At 39.2% G+C, this 16,830-nt stretch carries 17 protein-coding genes; 3 read left to right on the top strand and 14 right to left on the bottom strand.

Going from position 1 to position 16,830, the window contains the following annotated elements; all coding sequences use genetic code 11:
• Positions 1-6: 6 nt before the first annotated feature.
• The 8 genes from WYK_RS13535 to WYK_RS25690 form a co-directional block, all read right to left on the bottom strand.
• Positions 7-1,077, bottom strand: coding sequence for a type 2 periplasmic-binding domain-containing protein (locus tag WYK_RS13535; RefSeq protein WP_040375015.1), 1,071 nt, complete (start codon positions 1,075-1,077; stop codon positions 7-9).
• A 21-nt stretch (positions 1,078-1,098) separates the two neighbouring features.
• A complete protein-coding gene (locus WYK_RS13540) occupies positions 1,099-2,769 on the bottom strand; it encodes an ABC transporter permease (protein WP_040375016.1) in 1,671 nt (556 codons plus the stop codon).
• On the bottom strand, positions 2,732-3,856 hold the full coding sequence (locus WYK_RS13545; RefSeq protein ID WP_040375017.1) for an ABC transporter ATP-binding protein: 1,125 nt from the start codon (positions 3,854-3,856) through the stop codon (positions 2,732-2,734). Before WYK_RS13545 ends, WYK_RS13540 begins: the two co-directional genes overlap by 38 nt.
• Before the next feature lie 90 nt (positions 3,857-3,946).
• Positions 3,947-4,975: an ABC transporter substrate-binding protein gene (locus WYK_RS13550; RefSeq protein WP_040375018.1), complete on the bottom strand. Its 1,029-nt coding sequence runs from the start codon at positions 4,973-4,975 to the stop codon at positions 3,947-3,949.
• Between the two features lie 78 nt (positions 4,976-5,053).
• Entirely contained in the window at positions 5,054-6,184 is a 1,131-nt protein-coding gene (locus tag WYK_RS13555) for a response regulator transcription factor (protein ID WP_040375019.1), read from the bottom strand.
• Positions 6,177-7,964, bottom strand: a complete 1,788-nt coding sequence (locus WYK_RS13560) for a cache domain-containing sensor histidine kinase (protein ID WP_040375020.1) — start codon at positions 7,962-7,964, stop codon at positions 6,177-6,179. Before WYK_RS13560 ends, WYK_RS13555 begins: the two co-directional genes overlap by 8 nt.
• Before the next feature lie 31 nt (positions 7,965-7,995).
• On the bottom strand, positions 7,996-8,544 hold the full coding sequence (locus WYK_RS25685; RefSeq protein ID WP_235782508.1) for an endonuclease/exonuclease/phosphatase family protein: 549 nt from the start codon (positions 8,542-8,544) through the stop codon (positions 7,996-7,998).
• 2 nt (positions 8,545-8,546) lie between these two features.
• Complete coding sequence (locus WYK_RS25690; RefSeq protein ID WP_235782509.1) at positions 8,547-8,873, bottom strand: endonuclease/exonuclease/phosphatase family protein; 327 nt, start codon at positions 8,871-8,873, stop codon at positions 8,547-8,549.
• A gap of 206 nt (positions 8,874-9,079) precedes the next feature.
• Here WYK_RS25690 and WYK_RS13570 point away from each other — a divergent pair, with 206 nt between their 5' ends.
• Positions 9,080-9,997 (top strand): aldo/keto reductase, encoded by a 918-nt coding sequence (locus WYK_RS13570; RefSeq protein ID WP_040375021.1) that lies wholly within the window; start codon positions 9,080-9,082, stop codon positions 9,995-9,997.
• Between the two features lie 178 nt (positions 9,998-10,175).
• Here WYK_RS13570 and WYK_RS13575 read toward each other — a convergent pair whose 3' ends face one another.
• Positions 10,176-10,424: a YqkE family protein gene (locus WYK_RS13575; protein ID WP_040375022.1), complete on the bottom strand. Its 249-nt coding sequence runs from the start codon at positions 10,422-10,424 to the stop codon at positions 10,176-10,178.
• 135 nt (positions 10,425-10,559) lie between these two features.
• Between WYK_RS13575 and WYK_RS13580 the strand changes: the two genes are divergently transcribed.
• Positions 10,560-11,468, top strand: coding sequence for an alpha/beta hydrolase (locus tag WYK_RS13580; RefSeq protein ID WP_040375023.1), 909 nt, complete (start codon positions 10,560-10,562; stop codon positions 11,466-11,468).
• Between the two features lie 40 nt (positions 11,469-11,508).
• Here the strand turns inward: WYK_RS13580 and WYK_RS13585 are convergent, their stop codons facing one another.
• The 3 genes from WYK_RS13585 to WYK_RS13595 all read right to left on the bottom strand — a co-directional run bounded on the left by WYK_RS13585 (position 11,509) and on the right by WYK_RS13595 (position 13,519).
• Complete coding sequence (locus tag WYK_RS13585; protein WP_040375024.1) at positions 11,509-11,838, bottom strand: iron-sulfur cluster biosynthesis family protein; 330 nt, start codon at positions 11,836-11,838, stop codon at positions 11,509-11,511.
• A 71-nt stretch (positions 11,839-11,909) separates the two neighbouring features.
• Complete coding sequence (locus WYK_RS13590; RefSeq protein ID WP_040375025.1) at positions 11,910-12,242, bottom strand: YolD-like family protein; 333 nt, start codon at positions 12,240-12,242, stop codon at positions 11,910-11,912.
• 17 nt (positions 12,243-12,259) lie between these two features.
• Positions 12,260-13,519: a Y-family DNA polymerase gene (locus WYK_RS13595; protein WP_040375026.1), complete on the bottom strand. Its 1,260-nt coding sequence runs from the start codon at positions 13,517-13,519 to the stop codon at positions 12,260-12,262.
• Positions 13,520-13,887: 368 nt separating this feature from the next.
• On the opposite strand from WYK_RS13595, the gene WYK_RS26190 reads away from it, so the two are divergent.
• On the top strand, positions 13,888-14,544 hold the full coding sequence (locus WYK_RS26190; RefSeq protein ID WP_040375027.1) for a C40 family peptidase: 657 nt from the start codon (positions 13,888-13,890) through the stop codon (positions 14,542-14,544).
• Positions 14,545-15,030: 486 nt separating this feature from the next.
• Here WYK_RS26190 and WYK_RS13605 read toward each other — a convergent pair whose 3' ends face one another.
• Positions 15,031-16,320, bottom strand: coding sequence for a DUF4179 domain-containing protein (locus WYK_RS13605; protein ID WP_040375028.1), 1,290 nt, complete (start codon positions 16,318-16,320; stop codon positions 15,031-15,033).
• Positions 16,313-16,828, bottom strand: coding sequence for a sigma-70 family RNA polymerase sigma factor (locus WYK_RS13610; protein WP_040375029.1), 516 nt, complete (start codon positions 16,826-16,828; stop codon positions 16,313-16,315). The genes WYK_RS13605 and WYK_RS13610 overlap by 8 nt, the downstream gene beginning before the upstream one ends.
• Positions 16,829-16,830: the final 2 nt, after the last annotated feature.

Below are 16,830 nucleotides of genomic sequence, written 5' to 3' on the forward strand. Positions count from 1 at the left end.
ACCTCTTCATTCATCAGTAACTTGATTCCATCTCATTTCGTCCTCAGATGATAAATCAAAGCCCTGTTTAACTAAGCTTTGTTTGATGCTAAGTTGATAAGCTGGATATTGCCGAAAGTGATTGATATATCGATCCGATTCAGCGACAGTCTTTATTGGAGGAATTTGAGTTTCTTCCACTGACATTTTAAATATGACATCCTTTTCTTGCATATAGGAGAAGAAGCTTTGTATTGTTTCTTTTGACGCATCCCTGTTTTGAAATACCGAAAGTCCGCTTCCATTGACCAGTAACTGTTCTGAGGAACTAGGAAACGCCATAGGCTCCCATTTAAATGTGCTGCCTATCAACTTTTCCAGTAAATGCAGTTTACTTGAAGAACTAATCAACACGCCTGCATGTCCATTCACAAAATCGGTTAAAGCCATCATTGATGAGTATTCCGGAAAAAAAAGCTTTTCTCCGTTTACTTGATCCTCTTCAGTGAAATCAGGAGGGAGCATGTTCAACTTATACCAAGGATACATGGCGTCCGCTAAGATAGGGGTTTTTGAATCCGACAACTCCCATAGATCCTGCAGTGTCTGTATGTTCAGCTTATCATTATACTTATTACTATTAACGTACAGAATGGGGACTTCATATCCAAGTGGAATGGCGTACAAGTTTTCATTAATCGAAAAACGGGCCTCGATCACCTCTATTAAACTTGCGGAGAACTCCTCTTCTACATATTCATTAACAGGTATAAGAGATACGTTCTCAACTAATGGAAAGATTCCATATAAGGAAGGAATTTCGGCCATATCCGGTGTATTCCCTGATGAGTTCGCTAGTTTAAGCTCTTCTACTAAATGTTCAGCAGATTTCATTTTTTTCATAAAAATAACAACCTCAGGATTTTCCTTTTTATACGCTTCAACACTGTTAACCAACTTGGAAGAATACACCCAGATGGTAAATGTGCTGCTCCCATTCTCTTGCGTTTGTATGGCTGGTTTGGGTTTTAATCCGAATAGATAGATCCCTATTAAGAAAATCACAATGATGCTGCTAATAAATAACGCTCTCTTCATAGAGGTCTTCCCTTCTGGTTATTAGATCGGAATCCCCTTTTTTCCAGAAATAATCGTCACAATAATTAATGAAGCAATTGTACTGAGTGACAAAATAGAAGCAAGCGCTGCTGCAGTACCGTAGCTTGACGTAAAAACTTGTGAATAGATCGCAACCGTAATGGTTGAAGTGGCTCCTGTATAAAGAACAATCGTTGAACTCAGTTCATTAATAGTCGTCACCCAGCTAAGAATCGCTCCAGACAAAACACCAGGCAGCATGAGTATCGCGGTAGTTTTAAAGAACGTCTTCATTGGAGGTACGCCTAAGCTTATCGACGCTTCTTCCACACTGCGGTCAATTTGATAAAGGATGGCGGTACTGGACCTCATCGTATATGGCAGCTTTCTTATACTATAAGCAATGACTAAAATAATCCATGTTCCTGTTATTTCAATCGGCGGTTTATTAAATGCTACGATAAAACTAATACCTAAAACTGTACCTGGTATAACGTATGGAATCATGATCAGCGTATCTAACAGCGCACTGATTTTTGAGCTTCTTCTTACCACGATATAGGATAAGAGCAGTCCAGCGACTACCATAAAAACAATGGCTAATGCCGAATAGCTAAATGTATTGATAATCGCTTGTGGGACTCTAAACAGCACTTCTCGATAACTGTCTAAACTAAATTGATTCGTAAACACTGGACCGTTTGTCTTCAGGAAAGAGGTTGTAATAACAGTGATTTGCGGAATTAAAGACACTGCCAATACAAGCCAGACAAACAGCATGGCAAAGAATTTTTGAAGAGGCTTTAATTTAATTACCTTTGGTGGACGCATCGAACTCATCGAATAGGATTTTCTCGTTACGAGATAGCGCTGTAAAAACAGGATACCCGTGCTGACAGACAACAGAATCATACTTAATGTACTAGCCATCGCAGGATTTGAACCCATTTCATTGATAAATTGTTCATAAGCGAGAATGGGCAGCAACTTGATTCCTTGTCCCAATAACATGGGTGTTCCGAAATCTGCAAAGGAGGCCATAAACACCATTAAGGCTCCTGTAGATAAGGTGGGGAAAATCAACGGGAGCGTAACCGTGCGCAGTTTTCTCAGCTTATTGCTCCCTAAACTTTCCGAAGCTTCTTCAAGAGAGCTGTCCATTGTCTTTAAAGCTCCTGAAACGTATAAATAAATATGCGGATAAAATTGAACAGTAAATACCCAAATCATACCATGCAATCCATAAATCGACGGCGTATTTAAGCCGATACTATGTAAAAAATTCGTAAGAAACCCATTATTCCCGAGGATTAAAATCCAAGAATAAGCGCCAATAAAAGGTGGTGACAGTAACGTCAATATAATTAAAATATGGATAATCTTTTTAAATGGAAGATCAAATCTAGTTAATATATAGGCCATTGGGAAACCAATACAGATAGCAAAGATTGTCGCTAGTCCACAGACTAGTAAACTATTGGTTAATGAGCTGTAATAATACTTTAACGTAAAAAAATCTTTATAATGAGAGAAATTAAACGATCCTTCGTAGAAAAAACTGTTGAGAAAAATATTGAATAATGGGTACACCATAAAAAGAATAATAAAAATAAACGCTATAATCGTGATAATATCCCAGGAATTCCATCTAAGTTTAAACCGGCTCGTAGACAGTGCTCGAGTAGTTGTCATGGATGTTTAAAACCTCCTCCCCATCTTTACTAAACAAAACAGCTTCTTCTGGATTCAAATACAGCTCTACATGCTCTCCTTTATTCATTAATAAATCATAATGAACCGCGTGTTCATTTACCTGAATGATTTCTGTCGTATGATTTAGTTGAACGTTGTACTCAACTTTTTCCCCTAAAAAGGTTGCCTCAACAATGACTCCTTTTACAAAGGGTCCATCGCTGCTAGTTCGCTTTATTTTAATTTGCTCCGGTCTCACCGAATAAACAGCAGGACCGCTGTATGGTTTCTTTAACACAATCGGATATTCTTTATTGGCAACGGTAACAATGGATCCTTTGTTTACATCTTCACTAATCATGGCCGTTAGAAAGTTGGTTGAACCAATAAAGTTGGCAACAAACTGGTTAACAGGACTTAAATAGATTTCATGAGGCTTGCCGATTTGTTGAATTCTCCCCTTTTTCAGAACGGCAATTCGATCTGAAACGGCTAATGCCTCTTCTTGATCATGCGTAACGTAAATCATTGTAATATTTAGTTTCTTTTGCAGATCACGAATGTCCGCTCTCATCTTCAAACGAAGCTTTGCATCCAAATTAGATAGAGGTTCATCCATAAGGAGTATTCCTGGATGGATAACAACCGCTCTTGCTAAGGCAATCCGCTGCTGCTGCCCGCCGCTTAATAAAGCAGGCTGGCGATCTTGATAATCCTCAAGCTCAACCATTCTTAACGCCTCTAGGACTCTTTCTTTTATTTGAATTTTATTTACCTTCCGAGCCTTCAGCCCATAAGCAACGTTTTCAAAAACCGTTAAGTGGGGGAAAATCGAATAACTTTGGAAAACCATCCCGATATTTCTCTTGTAGGTTGGCAGGTCATTTATACATTGATCGCCGAAATAGACGTTTCCTTCTTCTTGTTGATAAAATCCTGCTAAGGTTCGCAGCAAGGTTGTTTTGCCGCAGCCGCTTGGACCGAGCAAGGTGAAAAACTCTCCATCTTCTATCGTAAGATCTGCATTGTCTACTCCTTTTACTTCACCAAAGTACTTAGACACGTTTTCTATTCTCACTTTTGTCATTTTGACACATCCTTTTATGAAGTGAATAGAAGTATTAAATAGAAGGTTTCCCCTCTGTTTAATACTCCGTAGTCAAGCATCACTCTTTAATTACTTTCCAATTAAAATATCCTGGAATTTCCCTAAAATATCTGCTTGATTACTAGATGCCCACTCAAGATCATAATCGACCAATTTAATATCTGTTGTTTTAATCAGTCCCTCAGGCGGTTCAACATCTGTTCTTACTGAACGACGATTAAATTCTTTTACCAGCATATCCTGTACATCTTTTCCGGCAAGGAAGTTCAGTAGTTTCTGTGCATTGTCTACGTTTTTTGCTCCCTTGATAATCGCCATCCCATCCGGTACTGCTGAAGTTCCTTCTGTTGGATACGATACGCCTACATTCGCTCCACCCGAAATGTATTGATATGCCCCTTGTTCGTGCGTAAGGCCAATTGGGAATTCTCCATCCGCTACACCTTTTGGAGCCATACTAGAGCTGCTTAAAACTTTGCCGTCCATATTTTTTTGTAGTTTTTTAACAAAGCTCCAGCCTTCTTCTCCTGCGTCCCCTTTTGCTTTAAGGATGGTGACCAATTGAGTAAATGATGAGCCTGATTTAGCGGGATCCGCATACGCAATTTTCCCTTTCCACTTAGGATCCAATAAGGATTCCCAGGAATCTGGCACTTCATTTTCTTTTACCATATCTTTGTTATACATAATGACCATCGGCAACGCTGAAAAACCTGTCCAACTATTATCAGAACTCTTATACACATCTAATATATTCTCGCTTTCACTCACTTCAAATGGTTCAAAATTCGCTTTAAAAGCTTCTAAAGATTCAGCACCGCCCCCCCATAGTACATCTCCTAAGGGCTTACCTGATTCAGCTTTAATTCGATTGAGAAGTTCACCGCTTCCGCCAGTAACCAGCTCAACCGTTATCCCTGTTACTTCTTGAAACTCTTTAATAATTGGATTAATCAAATCGGTTTCATGAGGAGAATACACCGTTACTTTCTTGCTTGTCGATTTCGTTCCATCGTCATTACTGCTTGTGTCCTCCGAGCAGGCAGCTAGTATAAAAACGAGCGCTATTACCCAAGTTAACAGGATATGTTTTTTCATAGTCAATCCCCCTTTAAAATCTATTTTCAGTATATAAAAACGGGGCTAAATAACAATAAACCAAAATTTCCGAAATGTTTAAATATTTTCGTGCTTCAAGCTCTTCTTTTTAAATTCCGAGGGAACATATCCTGTATACCTTTTGAAAATTTGACTGAAGTACCTTGCATTTGGATAACCAACGCTAATACTCACTTCATTTGTTTTTAAATCGGTATGCTCTAGCAATTGCTTGGCTTTGTAGATTCGTATTTCAGTTAGGTAATCAATAAACTTCTTCCCGGTTTTCTCTTTAAAAATCCGGCTGAAATAGCTGTCCGATATGTAGATACTTGATGCTAAATCATGAAGAGTAAGCGCCTCATGGTAATGATGGGTAATATACTGAATAATTTCCGTTAAATCGATATTGCCTGCTAATTCGCTGAATTTTAAACAGCCCTCTTTGCCGAGTGATTTATAATGATCTTTCGCTAGCAGTGCTTGAGCATAGAGCTTAGATATAATTGAAAAGTCGGAAGAATAGTCGCTGGCACCTCCAATAAAGGACGACTTTTTGAATTGTTGATGAATGGACTCAATACTAGCTCCCTCCCGCTCTTCACAGGCAATAAAATAACCGAAGTTTTTTTCATTTTGTCCATACACATTTTGAAAGCCGTTACCCATAAGAATTTTTTCAGGAGTCATCCCCCTGGCGGATTCCCACACCACTAAAAAATAACGAGAATATTTTTTCAGTAAGTTTTCTAAAGACAGCGGAATCTCGTTCGATATGTCTTTAACAAACTCATCAATTTTTCTTTTTTCTTTTTCTAGACCCGCAATTTGTTCCTCGTTAATTTCTTCTATGACTCTTTTAAACGTTAGGTATAACTCCTGATCATCTAATGGCTTTAATAAAAAATCCTTAACTCCTAATTTGATTGCATCCTGGGCATATGAAAAATCATTGTAGCCAGATAGGATAACCGTTTTGATATTCTTTTTTGCTTGATTTGCTTGCTTTATTAATTCTAGTCCATTCAAACCTGGCATTCTGATATCAGTAAATAATAGATGCGGCTGATGTTTCTCTATCATTTCCAGAGCTTCTCTTCCAGTAGCTGCTTCTCCTACAATTTCGATTCCGAGCATGTTCCAATCAATTCCATACCTGATTCCTTCTCTTATAAGCCTTTCATCATCAGCAATGACTAATTTAATCACGAATCCACTCTCCTTCTTTGATTTCAGGCAGCTTTAAGGTAATGATGGTTCCTCTATTTTCTTGACTTTTAATGGTGAGCCCATATTCGGCACCAAAGTACAGGTTCAGCCTCTTCCTAACATTAGCTAATCCCACGCCTGATCTTTGATTTTGGATTGTCTCCTTCTCATTCAGAACTTCTCGAATTCTTTCCTCTGACATACCTAACCCGTCATCTTGTATTTTTATCCAGAGCGTTTTCCGAATACAATAGATGTTAATCTGTAGATGTCCCTGTGTTTCTTTTAATTCCAGTCCATGAGAAAGAGCGTTCTCCACCAACGGCTGAATTAAAAGAACTGGAATCATACAATTCCCTGCCTCTTCTTCCACATCAATCGTAACGATTATCTTATCCTCAAAACGAACTTCCTGAATAAACAAATAATGTCTTAGTAGTTCAAGCTCTTCTTCTAATCTGACAAACTCCTTATCCTTATTTATTGAAAAACGAAAAATTTTTCCTAATGCTAGAGAAATATCACTGACAATTTTTACGCCTCTTAATTTAGAAATTGTGCTGATTGTTTCGAGAGTATTGTATAAAAAGTGAGGATTGATTTGTGCTCGTAAAGTATGTAACTCCGCCTCTGTTAACCTAGTCTGTTTTTCAACGCTTTCATGTATCAAGGTATTCATTTGTGTCAGCATATGATTAAAGCGATTCCCTAAATTCCCGATTTCATCTGAGTATTTAAAATGAAAGCGAACAGACAGATCGCCCTTCTCTACCTTTTCCATTAAATGAATTAATTTATTTATCGGATTAGTCAGCGTTTTTGCAAAAAAATAGGCCAGCCAAAGGCCAATTATTAAGCCAATTATAAGTAAACTAATCGTTACATATCCAAATATTTTATTTTTTTCAATCACTTCATTTTCCGGGATAAAGGTTACCATTTTATATTGGGTTTCCAGCCCCGTATCGTAAACCATAATAGATGGTTCGTCTTGAAAAGTTGTTTTGGTATACCCCTTTTCATTGGCAAGAACTGTTTCTGTGGACGAATGTTGAAATTTCAGCCCAACTGTTGATTTACTTGGATAACTTGAAATTACGTATCCTCCTTCATCTAATAAAAACATATTTTGCGAAAACTGGCTCTCTTCCTGTTGGTAGATTCTAGAAATATCTGATTCTGTTATATCGATGATTAAATAGCCAAGAGGCTTGCCTGTTGAAGGCTCCTTTAACAGTTGTCCCGCACTAAGTACCACTTCATTGGCATCAACTTTCCGAATCGTGTAATTCGTTTCCCAAACCAATGCTCCATTGGCTGCTTTTACTTTACGGAAAATCCCCCAATTCTCCATATACTGATCATACTGTTTGGACAAATATTCACCAGTGAAATATCTATCATCATTTAAACCAATTAAATAAATATCCAGATCCCAATTCTTCGAATCCGTTAACGTACTCAGCAGCTCTCTGACTTGTATAAAATCTTGATATTTTTCTTTCTCACTTCTCGTTTTGGGTTTTTGCAACGCATTCTGAACAATTTCACTGCGGTAAATAAAATGACTCAGCTGCTGGATATCTTGATTAAAAAATGTAAGATTGCGATTAATTTGAGTCATTCCCTCGAGCACCTGTTGACTGACTTGTTCTTTAGAAATTTCAGAAGACTTTTGGTAGGTGAACACACCTAATACGATAAGAGGTACTAAAGCTGAAATAATAAAAAAAATCATTAACCTCGTTTGAAAGGATAGATTCATAAATTTCGCATACATGGATATCACCTTTTCTATGACGTTCTACTAATTATATCATCCAAAATAAGTAAAAAACGGTTCCTTGGTAGGAAACCGTTTTAACTTTACTCAATTCAATTGTTGTAATAATTGGCAGGTGATCGGAGGCTTCTGTGAATAATACTCGTTGATTAGCAATGTTTATAAAATCACTGGTGAAAATATAGTCAATTTGCTTAATCGGGTTTGGGACTGGAAACGTATAGGGGGCTTCTATTCCAGAAAAACTATCGATAAATTTTGATCCAGTTAAGAGCTTCTGGATTTCAGCCGTTTCGGGTGTTGTATTAAAATCTCCCATTAAAACAGATGGTCCTTCAAATTTATTGCTCTCTGTGATAATCTCTTCAATCTGGGTGGTTCTGCTCGCTTCATCCAAGCCTAAATGTGTATTGTAGACTTGAACATGGTAGCCTTTTACATTGACTGTCGCATGCAGCAGTCCGCGCTGTTCACCTACACTAGTGAGAAATGTATTCGTTGCTTTAATAATTGGGTATTTACTTATGATAGCTGTCCCATATTCTCTTCGCTTTGTATCCCCAATATTCGGCTCCAAATTTAAATTCGCTCCATATACATAGTGATTGTAGCCAAGTAATTTCGCGATTTTTTTGTTTGGTCCTCGAAGTTGCTCCGCGCACCATAATGTTTATCAACTTCCTGTAAGCCAATGATTTCTGCCCCATTCTCTTTGATCACATTAGCAATTCGCCCTAAATCAAGCTGACCATCTGTTCCTACGCCATGGTGAATATTATAAGACATAATATTCACTGGGATAGTCTCTTTTCCTTTCCCTGGATTTGTTTCTGCACCTGCAGGTGGTACAAGCGGTGTGAAGGTAAATAAGAGGCTGAATACGATTAACATGAGTAATTTTTTCATTTCTAATCTCCTTTCCCCTAATTATTTTTATCTTATCTATCTTCTCCATTCCTATCAATGCACTATTATTGATAGATTGTTCTATATTTTTCTGAATATATATAAAATTCACGATTTACCTTCTTGATCTATGGCAAATTCTTTGAGTGTATCGCTAAACTCCTTTACAATGAATGTATATATACATACTAAAGGAGTGAGTGTTTGTGAAAAAACGTCAGTTAGGAAATTCAAGTCTTCAAGTATCAGAAATTGGACTCGGCTGTATGTCACTTGGTAAGGACGCTGCACACGCGGAAACAATTATCTCTGCTGCTCTCGAAGAAGGCATCAACTATTTTGACACGGCCGATCTCTATGACTTTGGCGTCAATGAAAAAATCGTAGGTCAGGCTTTGAAACACGTTCGAGACGAAGTCATCATTGCCACGAAGGTTGGAAACCGCTGGAATGAAGCGCAGGATAACGTGAAGTGGGATGCCTCAGCTGCTTACATCAAAAGCGCAGTAAAGGACAGTTTAAATCGTCTCGGTACGGATTATATTGATTTTTACCAGCTTCATGGCGGAATGATTGAAGATAATATAGAAGAAAGTATTTCGGCTTTTGAGGAATTAAAAAAAGAAGGCTTGATTCGCTATTACGGAATCTCTTCCATTCGTCCCAATGTGATCAAGAAATATGCAGCTGATTCTGCTATTCAAGCAGTCATGATGCAGTATAGTCTCCTTGATCGCCGGCCAGAGGAATGGCAGCACCTGCTTGAAGAGAACCAAATCAGTATCATTGCCAGAGGCCCAGTTGCTAAAGGCCTTCTCAGCAAAAAAATGTTGACGAAAGCATCCAACAATGTCAAAGAAAAGGGCTATCTTGATTACAGCTATGAGGAATTGGCTGCCTTGCTTCCTACTATTCAAGAAACTCTGCCGCGGCCGCTTACGGAAACCGCCCTGCAATATGTACTTGCCAATCCATCGGTCGCAACCGTAGTTGCTGGAGCCAGCTCCGTTGAACAACTTCGAGAAAACTGCCAAGCTGTCCGCGGTCTTCCGCTTACGGAGGAAGAACTTGCTGCTCTTAAAAAGCTGACAAAAGAAAACGTCTATACCTCACACAGGGAATAATACACATTAGACTGACCACCCTCAGGCTGTCGAGAAACCTCGACAGCCTTATTTAAACAGAAATTTACCTTTACGCTTCCCTTCCGTACAAAAAAAGTCCGAAGCGCAGGTCCCAGAGTTACTAACACTTTCCCCCACAACAAAAAAATTGCAGAGAAAATTCTCTACAATTTTAGGATTATTTATATTTTTTCCAGTCTAAATTACTCTCTCCAAGCAGCTCTTCAAACGATTTGTTTTTCTCGCGCAATCTACGCTCTTCTCGTTTTTTTTCTTCTTCAGCTTCTTTTTTTACTTGTTCTGCCTGCGATAGTTCTTTTTGTGTTTCACGAAGTTTTGCTAGGATATCTGAATTAATCATATCACCGAGTTTTGGAGACGTATCTTCCTGTTTTTTTTGTGGCATCCGTTGTTGTTTTTTCTTCATATTTTGCCCCTCCTTGCCTTCTATTCTTTTATTATATCATGGCAGCAGTAAGACAATTCACCACTTTTTCTCGATTTGGAGTTTCATTTCTAAGATGGTAGGATAAGGTAAAATAACTTTTTCAGGAGGATCATCATGAAAAAATGGTGGATAGCGGCTGCTGGGCTTACTGCTGCTTATGCAGTCGGTATTGGTGTTTATTTTTCAAATCAAATTATGTACATGAAGAAAAAGGAAGATGACTTTATTAAAAACCGTGAAATCATGGCAAAGAGACTTGATCTAGCTGCTTTTACAAGGTTGCCGCAAACAGAGCACCTTATCTTTTCTCCAGCAGGCTATCTGGTAAAAGCCATTTTTGTTGAACCCTACCAACATAATAAATGGGTCATTATTTGCCACGGAGTGACTGAAAATAAAACCAATTCCATTAAATATATGAACCTTTTTATAAAATTAGGATTCAATGCGATCATTTATGACCATCGCCGTCATGGAGAATCAGGCGGAAAGACTAGCTCCTATGGTCATTACGAGAAGGATGACCTCAAAGCCGTTATTGATGAATTGAAGAAACAAAAAGGAGAAAATCTTATTCTTGGCATTCACGGAGAATCAATGGGAGCCGTCAGCATGCTGCTTTATGCAGGAATGATTGAAGACAGCGCTGATTTTTACATTGCCGACTGTCCGTTCTCCGATTTTGAAGAATTGTTGACTTATCAGCTTCAAGAAAAAATCCCGTTTCCACACAGGACCGTTCTTCCTATTGGCCGATTCTTCATCCGGCTGCGTGACAGCTACTGGACTAGTGAAGTCTCACCGCAACAGCATATCCAAAAGATAAAAAAACCAGTTCTCTTTATTCACAGTGAACCGGATACCTTTATTCCACCATCCATGACAAAGGAATTGTACAAGCTAAAGCTAGGACCTAAGCAGCTCTATCTCGCTCCCCGTGGTGCACATGCCCAGTCCTATATTGAAAACACGGAGGAGTACGAAAAGGTTGTTACGCAATTTATTGATCAGTATGTATTGTAATAAAGCGCCGTGCCTAATTCTTGGCCGGCGCTCTTTGACATTATTTTGTACGATTCATAAAGCTTAACCGTGGATTCAACATTTGATTAGGGCTTTTAAGCTGAAAGCTGTTAACTGATGGTACGAAATCAATTTTCAACTCGTCATCCATAAATATCATCTTCGATTTTTCGACATACACCGGCATGAGATTCGTTGAGATTTCAACGTCTTCCTTTTCATCAAGTTCATCCATGAGCCATAATGCTGTTACTCCGTTCATTACACATCCGTTACCCTCTGTATCATATTTCAACAGAAGATAACCTTCTCTATCGGCAATCTTCTCTGTTATCTTTTCAATAGCTGATTCTGTCCACTCTATTTTCATATGAATACCTCCTGTAATTTCTTAAGTATAAAGGAAGTATTCCTCACTGTTAACTTTTCAGCCTGCTCCAGCTAATCCGTAAACCGAATATCAACCATCCTGTTGAGAGCAATGTAGTGGGGCTGCTCAAAACGGTCGATGACATGCAGTTTTTGCTGGATTTCATTATAGTAGTGGATAGTGCCGATCAGCAGCTGATAACGCCGCTGCTCATAATACGTAATGGTCACGGTCTTTCCCGTTTCCATTGCTTCTCCCATTGTCATATTCATTTCTTCGAGCTGTTGTTCGTCAAGCAGCCGTTCACTTTCATAGGAGTCTTCATGTGCCCATTCCCGGAGCATTGTAACGTGTTCTGGCAGCATCATTGCTGTCCATTTCATTCGTCCACGATCTTTCAGCATGGTGTACCCTCCTCATTTTATGCCTTATGCCCGCCGAGCAGTTTACTTCGGTATACAGCCGTTCCTGCATCTGTATATGACACAGCCCGCAGTAACGCTTTTGAGCCATATCTCGTACGAATTCGGTCAACCGTATAGCCTAGTTCACGTTTTTTCCAGCGCGATTTATCAAATAAACTAAGCTGCATTTCATTATCATCAACGATACTAGAAAGCGTAACTGCAATACTCCGTACCGTTTTACCACAGTAATTTTCTTTAAACAGCTGCAGGCAGACCCTATATAAATCCATGGTAATATTTGTCGGATCATCAATGGATCTCGAGCGCTGAAAACCGCCGCCGAATTCATCTTGACTATACCCAATCCCCAGACTGATCGTTCGCCCGGCTTTTGAGTGTGTACGCGCCCGTCTCGCCACTTCCTCACATATTTCGAGAATCACCTGTTTGATTTCCTTCTCTTCCTTATAATCCCGCAGTAAAATTTGACTCTTGCCAAAACTGACCTGCCCTTCCATAATGGGCGCTCCTATTTCTGAGAGATCAATTCCCCAAGCATGGTAATAAAGTTGATTTCCCATGACGCCGAATTTTTTTTCAAGCATTTCCAAGCTATAGTGCGCAAGCTGTTTGACCGTGAAGATTCCCATCCCATTTAGGGTTTTCTGGAGCCTGCTGCCAATCCCCCACATTTTATTAAGGGGTGAGACAGGCCAAAGCTTTGACGGTACATCCTCGTACGTCCATTCGGCAATCCCTGTATGCTTAGCATCCAAATCTAGACATAGCTTTGCCAATAACATATTTGGTCCAATGCCGATTGCACAGGAAAGTTGAAATTCCCGTTCAATCTCATCTTTAATCTTCGCAGCAATCGTACGAGCATCTCCCCATAGCGAAGTAGCTCCGTCAACTCGAATAAAGCTTTCATCTACACTGTAGACATGAATGGCTTCCATTGGAACATACCGGTGAAACAAGCGGGTAATTTCGGTTGATATCCGCATATAGGTCGCCATTTTAGGCTCTTCTACCAAAATCCGCGGATCATTTGGGATCTCAAACATCCGTGAACCCGTCTTAATTCCGAAATCCTTTTTCATTCTTGGGGAAGCAGCCAGCACCACACTGCCCGTACGCTGCTTATCTCCCACAATCGCCAAATGACAATCCAAGGGATCAATCCCGAGCATGACAGCCGTACAACTAGCATAAAAGCTTTTCATATCAATGCACATAATCGACTGCTTTGGCATCTTTTCATAATCCACCATTTTTTCCACCTCAACAAGAATATACGTTCGCCTTTTTATTCTATCCTTATCTTAAGCGAATATGCGTTCGTATTCAATGGAAATTTTATAACAATCTTCAACAATTTGCGGATAACTTCTTAAATAATATTATATAGGTAAAATTTTCTTCATCTTCCAACAGTATTTTTTAATCAAGTAGATTTGACGGATGCACAAGCAAAAATCTTGGTTATAAGCCCAAAATATCTAAAATACAGGAACTTATTACCTTGGTCCTTTTACCTATTATTTGTAATGAAAATGTAACCAATTTATCCATTAAAATATTGTAATATAGTAAAGTCATAGTTAAATAGAAATAGAGATCTCGAGGGGGACAATACAACATGAAAAAATGGATAGCCTCAGCTGCCATTGCTTCTGCTTTAATGCTTACACCAATTCAAGCTTTTGCAAATATCGGAGATAAAACACTTAAACCGGCTACAACAAGCAACGATAATCGCCAGCTTCAAGAGCTGTTGAAAATAAAAGGTTACTTTACATACAGCGGTTCATTCACAACCTATTATGGGAGCTACACAGTATCAGCCGTGAAGAAATTCCAAAAAGCAAAAGGACTTACTGCAGATGGAATTGCGGGTCCAGCAACTTTTAAAGCACTTGGCGTATACAACGTTAACAATACAACCCTGATTAAAAATGCGAAATCACTGATTGGTACACCATATAAATGGGGCGGTACAACGACATCAGGATTTGATTGCTCTGGGCTGATTTATTATGTGTACAAGAAACAAGGAATCACACTGCCACGCACATCAGCATCGCTTTATAAAGACACAGGATTAAAGGTATCCTCTCCATCAGTTGGTGACCTTGTATTCTTTGATACTTCTTCCAAAAAAACCGGCGTCTCTCATGTTGGTATTTTTATTGGGAACGGAGAATTTATCAGTGCCGCTTCTTCAAAAGGAGTCAGCATTGCAAAAATGAACAATTCTTATTGGAAAGCAGCCTATGTAGGTGCAAAAACCCTATAAGTTCAACCAAAAGGCTGTTGAGAATCCTCGGCAGCCTTTCAGTTAGTAGACAAAAGAGGTACGGAATGATTTCATTCCGTACCTCTTTTGGTATTTTGAACACATTTCATGGATGTTTTCCTGCTTATCGAGGCAGCTCATGGCTTTTAATAGGCGTACTGTTATATTATTTCTGCTTTTTAGATCACTTGTGTCCTCCTGAATTTGTTCTAGGATAGTACGTGTTTCCTTTCAATCGCTAGGTTTTACATCCAGATTAACTTTAGAAAGACGGTTGATTGGAGATGAGGGCGTGAAGACTCCTGCGGGAATAGCGGGACAGGTGAGACCCCGTAAGGAGGCTCACCTGTCCCGCCCGCCCGCGGAAAGCGAAGCGCCTGGAACGGAAATCAACAGCTCCATTTTAAAAACTAAAAAAAGAAGACTGTAGACAAACTTGATTTAATCGAGTTTGTCTACAGTCTGAAAGGCCTCGGCAGCCTTCTTTTATTTAATTTTAAATTTTACATTTTTCTTAATAACTGTCGGGTAATCAGAAATTTCGAGAATAACCGGGCCCGGTACAAGCTTTTTACGGTCATAGCGGACAAATACCTCTTGTACCTCAGAATAGTGCGTACTCGTCGAGCCGCCATAGATATCTTCACCCTTAGCATTTTGAATTCTCGAAGTAAGCTCGTAGCGAAGTTCACTATCCATGTTCACTTTATAAATAACCTCAGACTTGTTCACCCTCACATCATATATCACATGATCTCGTGGTCCCTGAAGCAGCTCCCCTGTTTTCGGATCAATTTTAATCAGCAGCTGGTCTTTGTCTAGCGCCCGAATAGTAGTGAACGTGAGATATAAATGTTCCGGCTCCTGAAAGTAATTGCTCTCAAGATAAAAAGTCCTCTTATCGTTCTCTCCAAGTGCCGTTATTCCGTTTTTAATTCCACTCCAGACTGCACCCTGTTCATTAACAATCCGCAAATCTTCAAAAGTAAACAGCTTCTTCGTATTATCAGGATCAAATTCGACTTCAATCACCGTACGAAGAGGATAGGTGGTTATGTTCTTAAACGTAATTTTTTGTCCTTCCACTTCTACTGTTTTATTAACCGGATAGCTTTTCTTTTGTTTTTCGTAAGCAACCGGATCGAGCTTTAGAGGAAACATGAAGGTATGTTTTTGAGGATTTAGCGTCAATAATAGCTTTAACTCTTTTTCACGATGAGGTTCATTAAAATAAAAAGTGGCTTCTAATTCAGCTTTACCACCCTCTAAATTAGCATCAGCAAACGTTGTCGATGCTTCAAGATCATTTCCATCCAGTGTTTGAAGTGACGGAATGATTTGGAACTCATCCTTTTTTGGTGTTCCCTCAACAGAATAAAAAACCTTCATTTGCTGCTCATCAACAATCAACGAATCAACTGTAACCTTAAGTCCTTCATATTCATCTGTAACCCCAACTTCTTGGATATAATTATGATTAACCGCATCAATCAGGCCTTTGTCAGTGGAAATCCGCTCGATAATTTTCTCCATCCCAGGCAGGATAGACACATAGCTGGCAACTGCAGGAGAAACCCGAATAGCTGTTAAAAGTGACAAAATAAGAATGGCTGCCATAGATACAGAAATAAGCCAAGGCTTCCATTTATGACGGGCTGTCTGCCTTGCTTTCGTCATTCCGAGTTGAATCGCATTATCGAGGCGCTCGACAGGGATGTCCAGTTCATCATAATTCTGTTTTATCGTACGTAATTTCTTTTCTTCCTTTTCATACATGCGGTGCATCCCCCTTCGCTTCAAGCTTACCTTTTAGTATTTTCAATGCTTTGTACAGTCGTGTTTTGACCGTACCTTCTGGACATTGCCAAAGCTCAGCAATTTCCGTTATCTTCAACTCATGAAAATATTTTAATTCAAGTAGTTCCCGCTGTTTTGTCTCCATCTCTTTCATCGCCTGCTCAATTTCTATACTTTCATGATTCTGATAAACAGCTGCCTGTTCAATTTTGCCTGCATCAACGACCATTCGTTTTTTGGTTTTTTGGACGTCCATACAGTAATTCAACAGAATTCGGATCAGCCACGTAGAAAAGAAATCCGGATTTTTTACTTTTTTCAACGCACGATAGGCCCTAAAGGTAACTTCTTGAAGCGCCTCTACCGCATCATCTTCATTTCGTAAATACGAATAAGCCATTTTATATAATTGGATTTTATGACGATCCATCAGTTCGGTAAATGCTGCATCATCCCCGTTGACTGCACGCATAACCAAGTCCTTCATAA

Origin of the sequence: Peribacillus psychrosaccharolyticus ATCC 23296 (assembly GCF_000305495.1) — a bacterium.
Lineage (GTDB): Bacteria > Bacillota > Bacilli > Bacillales > DSM-1321 > Peribacillus > Peribacillus psychrosaccharolyticus.

Bases quoted from the DNA above. Each gene is read 5' to 3' on its own strand.
- WYK_RS13535 (WP_040375015.1), bottom strand. From the start codon at position 1,077: ATGAAGAGAGCGTTATTTATTAGCAGCATCATTGTGATTTTCTTAATA.
- WYK_RS13550 (WP_040375018.1), bottom strand. From the start codon at position 4,975: ATGAAAAAACATATCCTGTTAACTTGGGTAATAGCGCTCGTTTTTATA.
- WYK_RS13605 (WP_040375028.1), bottom strand. From the start codon at position 16,320: ATGTATGAAAAGGAAGAAAAGAAATTACGTACGATAAAACAGAATTAT.
- WYK_RS13585 (WP_040375024.1), bottom strand. From the start codon at position 11,838: ATGAAAATAGAGTGGACAGAATCAGCTATTGAAAAGATAACAGAGAAG.
- WYK_RS25690 (WP_235782509.1), bottom strand. From the start codon at position 8,873: ATGAAAAAATTACTCATGTTAATCGTATTCAGCCTCTTATTTACCTTC.
- WYK_RS13575 (WP_040375022.1), bottom strand. From the start codon at position 10,424: ATGAAGAAAAAACAACAACGGATGCCACAAAAAAAACAGGAAGATACG.
- WYK_RS26190 (WP_040375027.1), top strand. From the start codon at position 13,888: ATGAAAAAATGGATAGCCTCAGCTGCCATTGCTTCTGCTTTAATGCTT.
- WYK_RS13560 (WP_040375020.1), bottom strand. From the start codon at position 7,964: ATGTATGCGAAATTTATGAATCTATCCTTTCAAACGAGGTTAATGATT.
- WYK_RS13580 (WP_040375023.1), top strand. From the start codon at position 10,560: ATGAAAAAATGGTGGATAGCGGCTGCTGGGCTTACTGCTGCTTATGCA.
- WYK_RS13610 (WP_040375029.1), bottom strand. From the start codon at position 16,828: ATGAAGGACTTGGTTATGCGTGCAGTCAACGGGGATGATGCAGCATTT.
- WYK_RS13545 (WP_040375017.1), bottom strand. From the start codon at position 3,856: ATGACAAAAGTGAGAATAGAAAACGTGTCTAAGTACTTTGGTGAAGTA.
- WYK_RS13540 (WP_040375016.1), bottom strand. From the start codon at position 2,769: ATGACAACTACTCGAGCACTGTCTACGAGCCGGTTTAAACTTAGATGG.
- WYK_RS13590 (WP_040375025.1), bottom strand. From the start codon at position 12,242: ATGCTGAAAGATCGTGGACGAATGAAATGGACAGCAATGATGCTGCCA.
- WYK_RS13595 (WP_040375026.1), bottom strand. From the start codon at position 13,519: ATGGTGGATTATGAAAAGATGCCAAAGCAGTCGATTATGTGCATTGAT.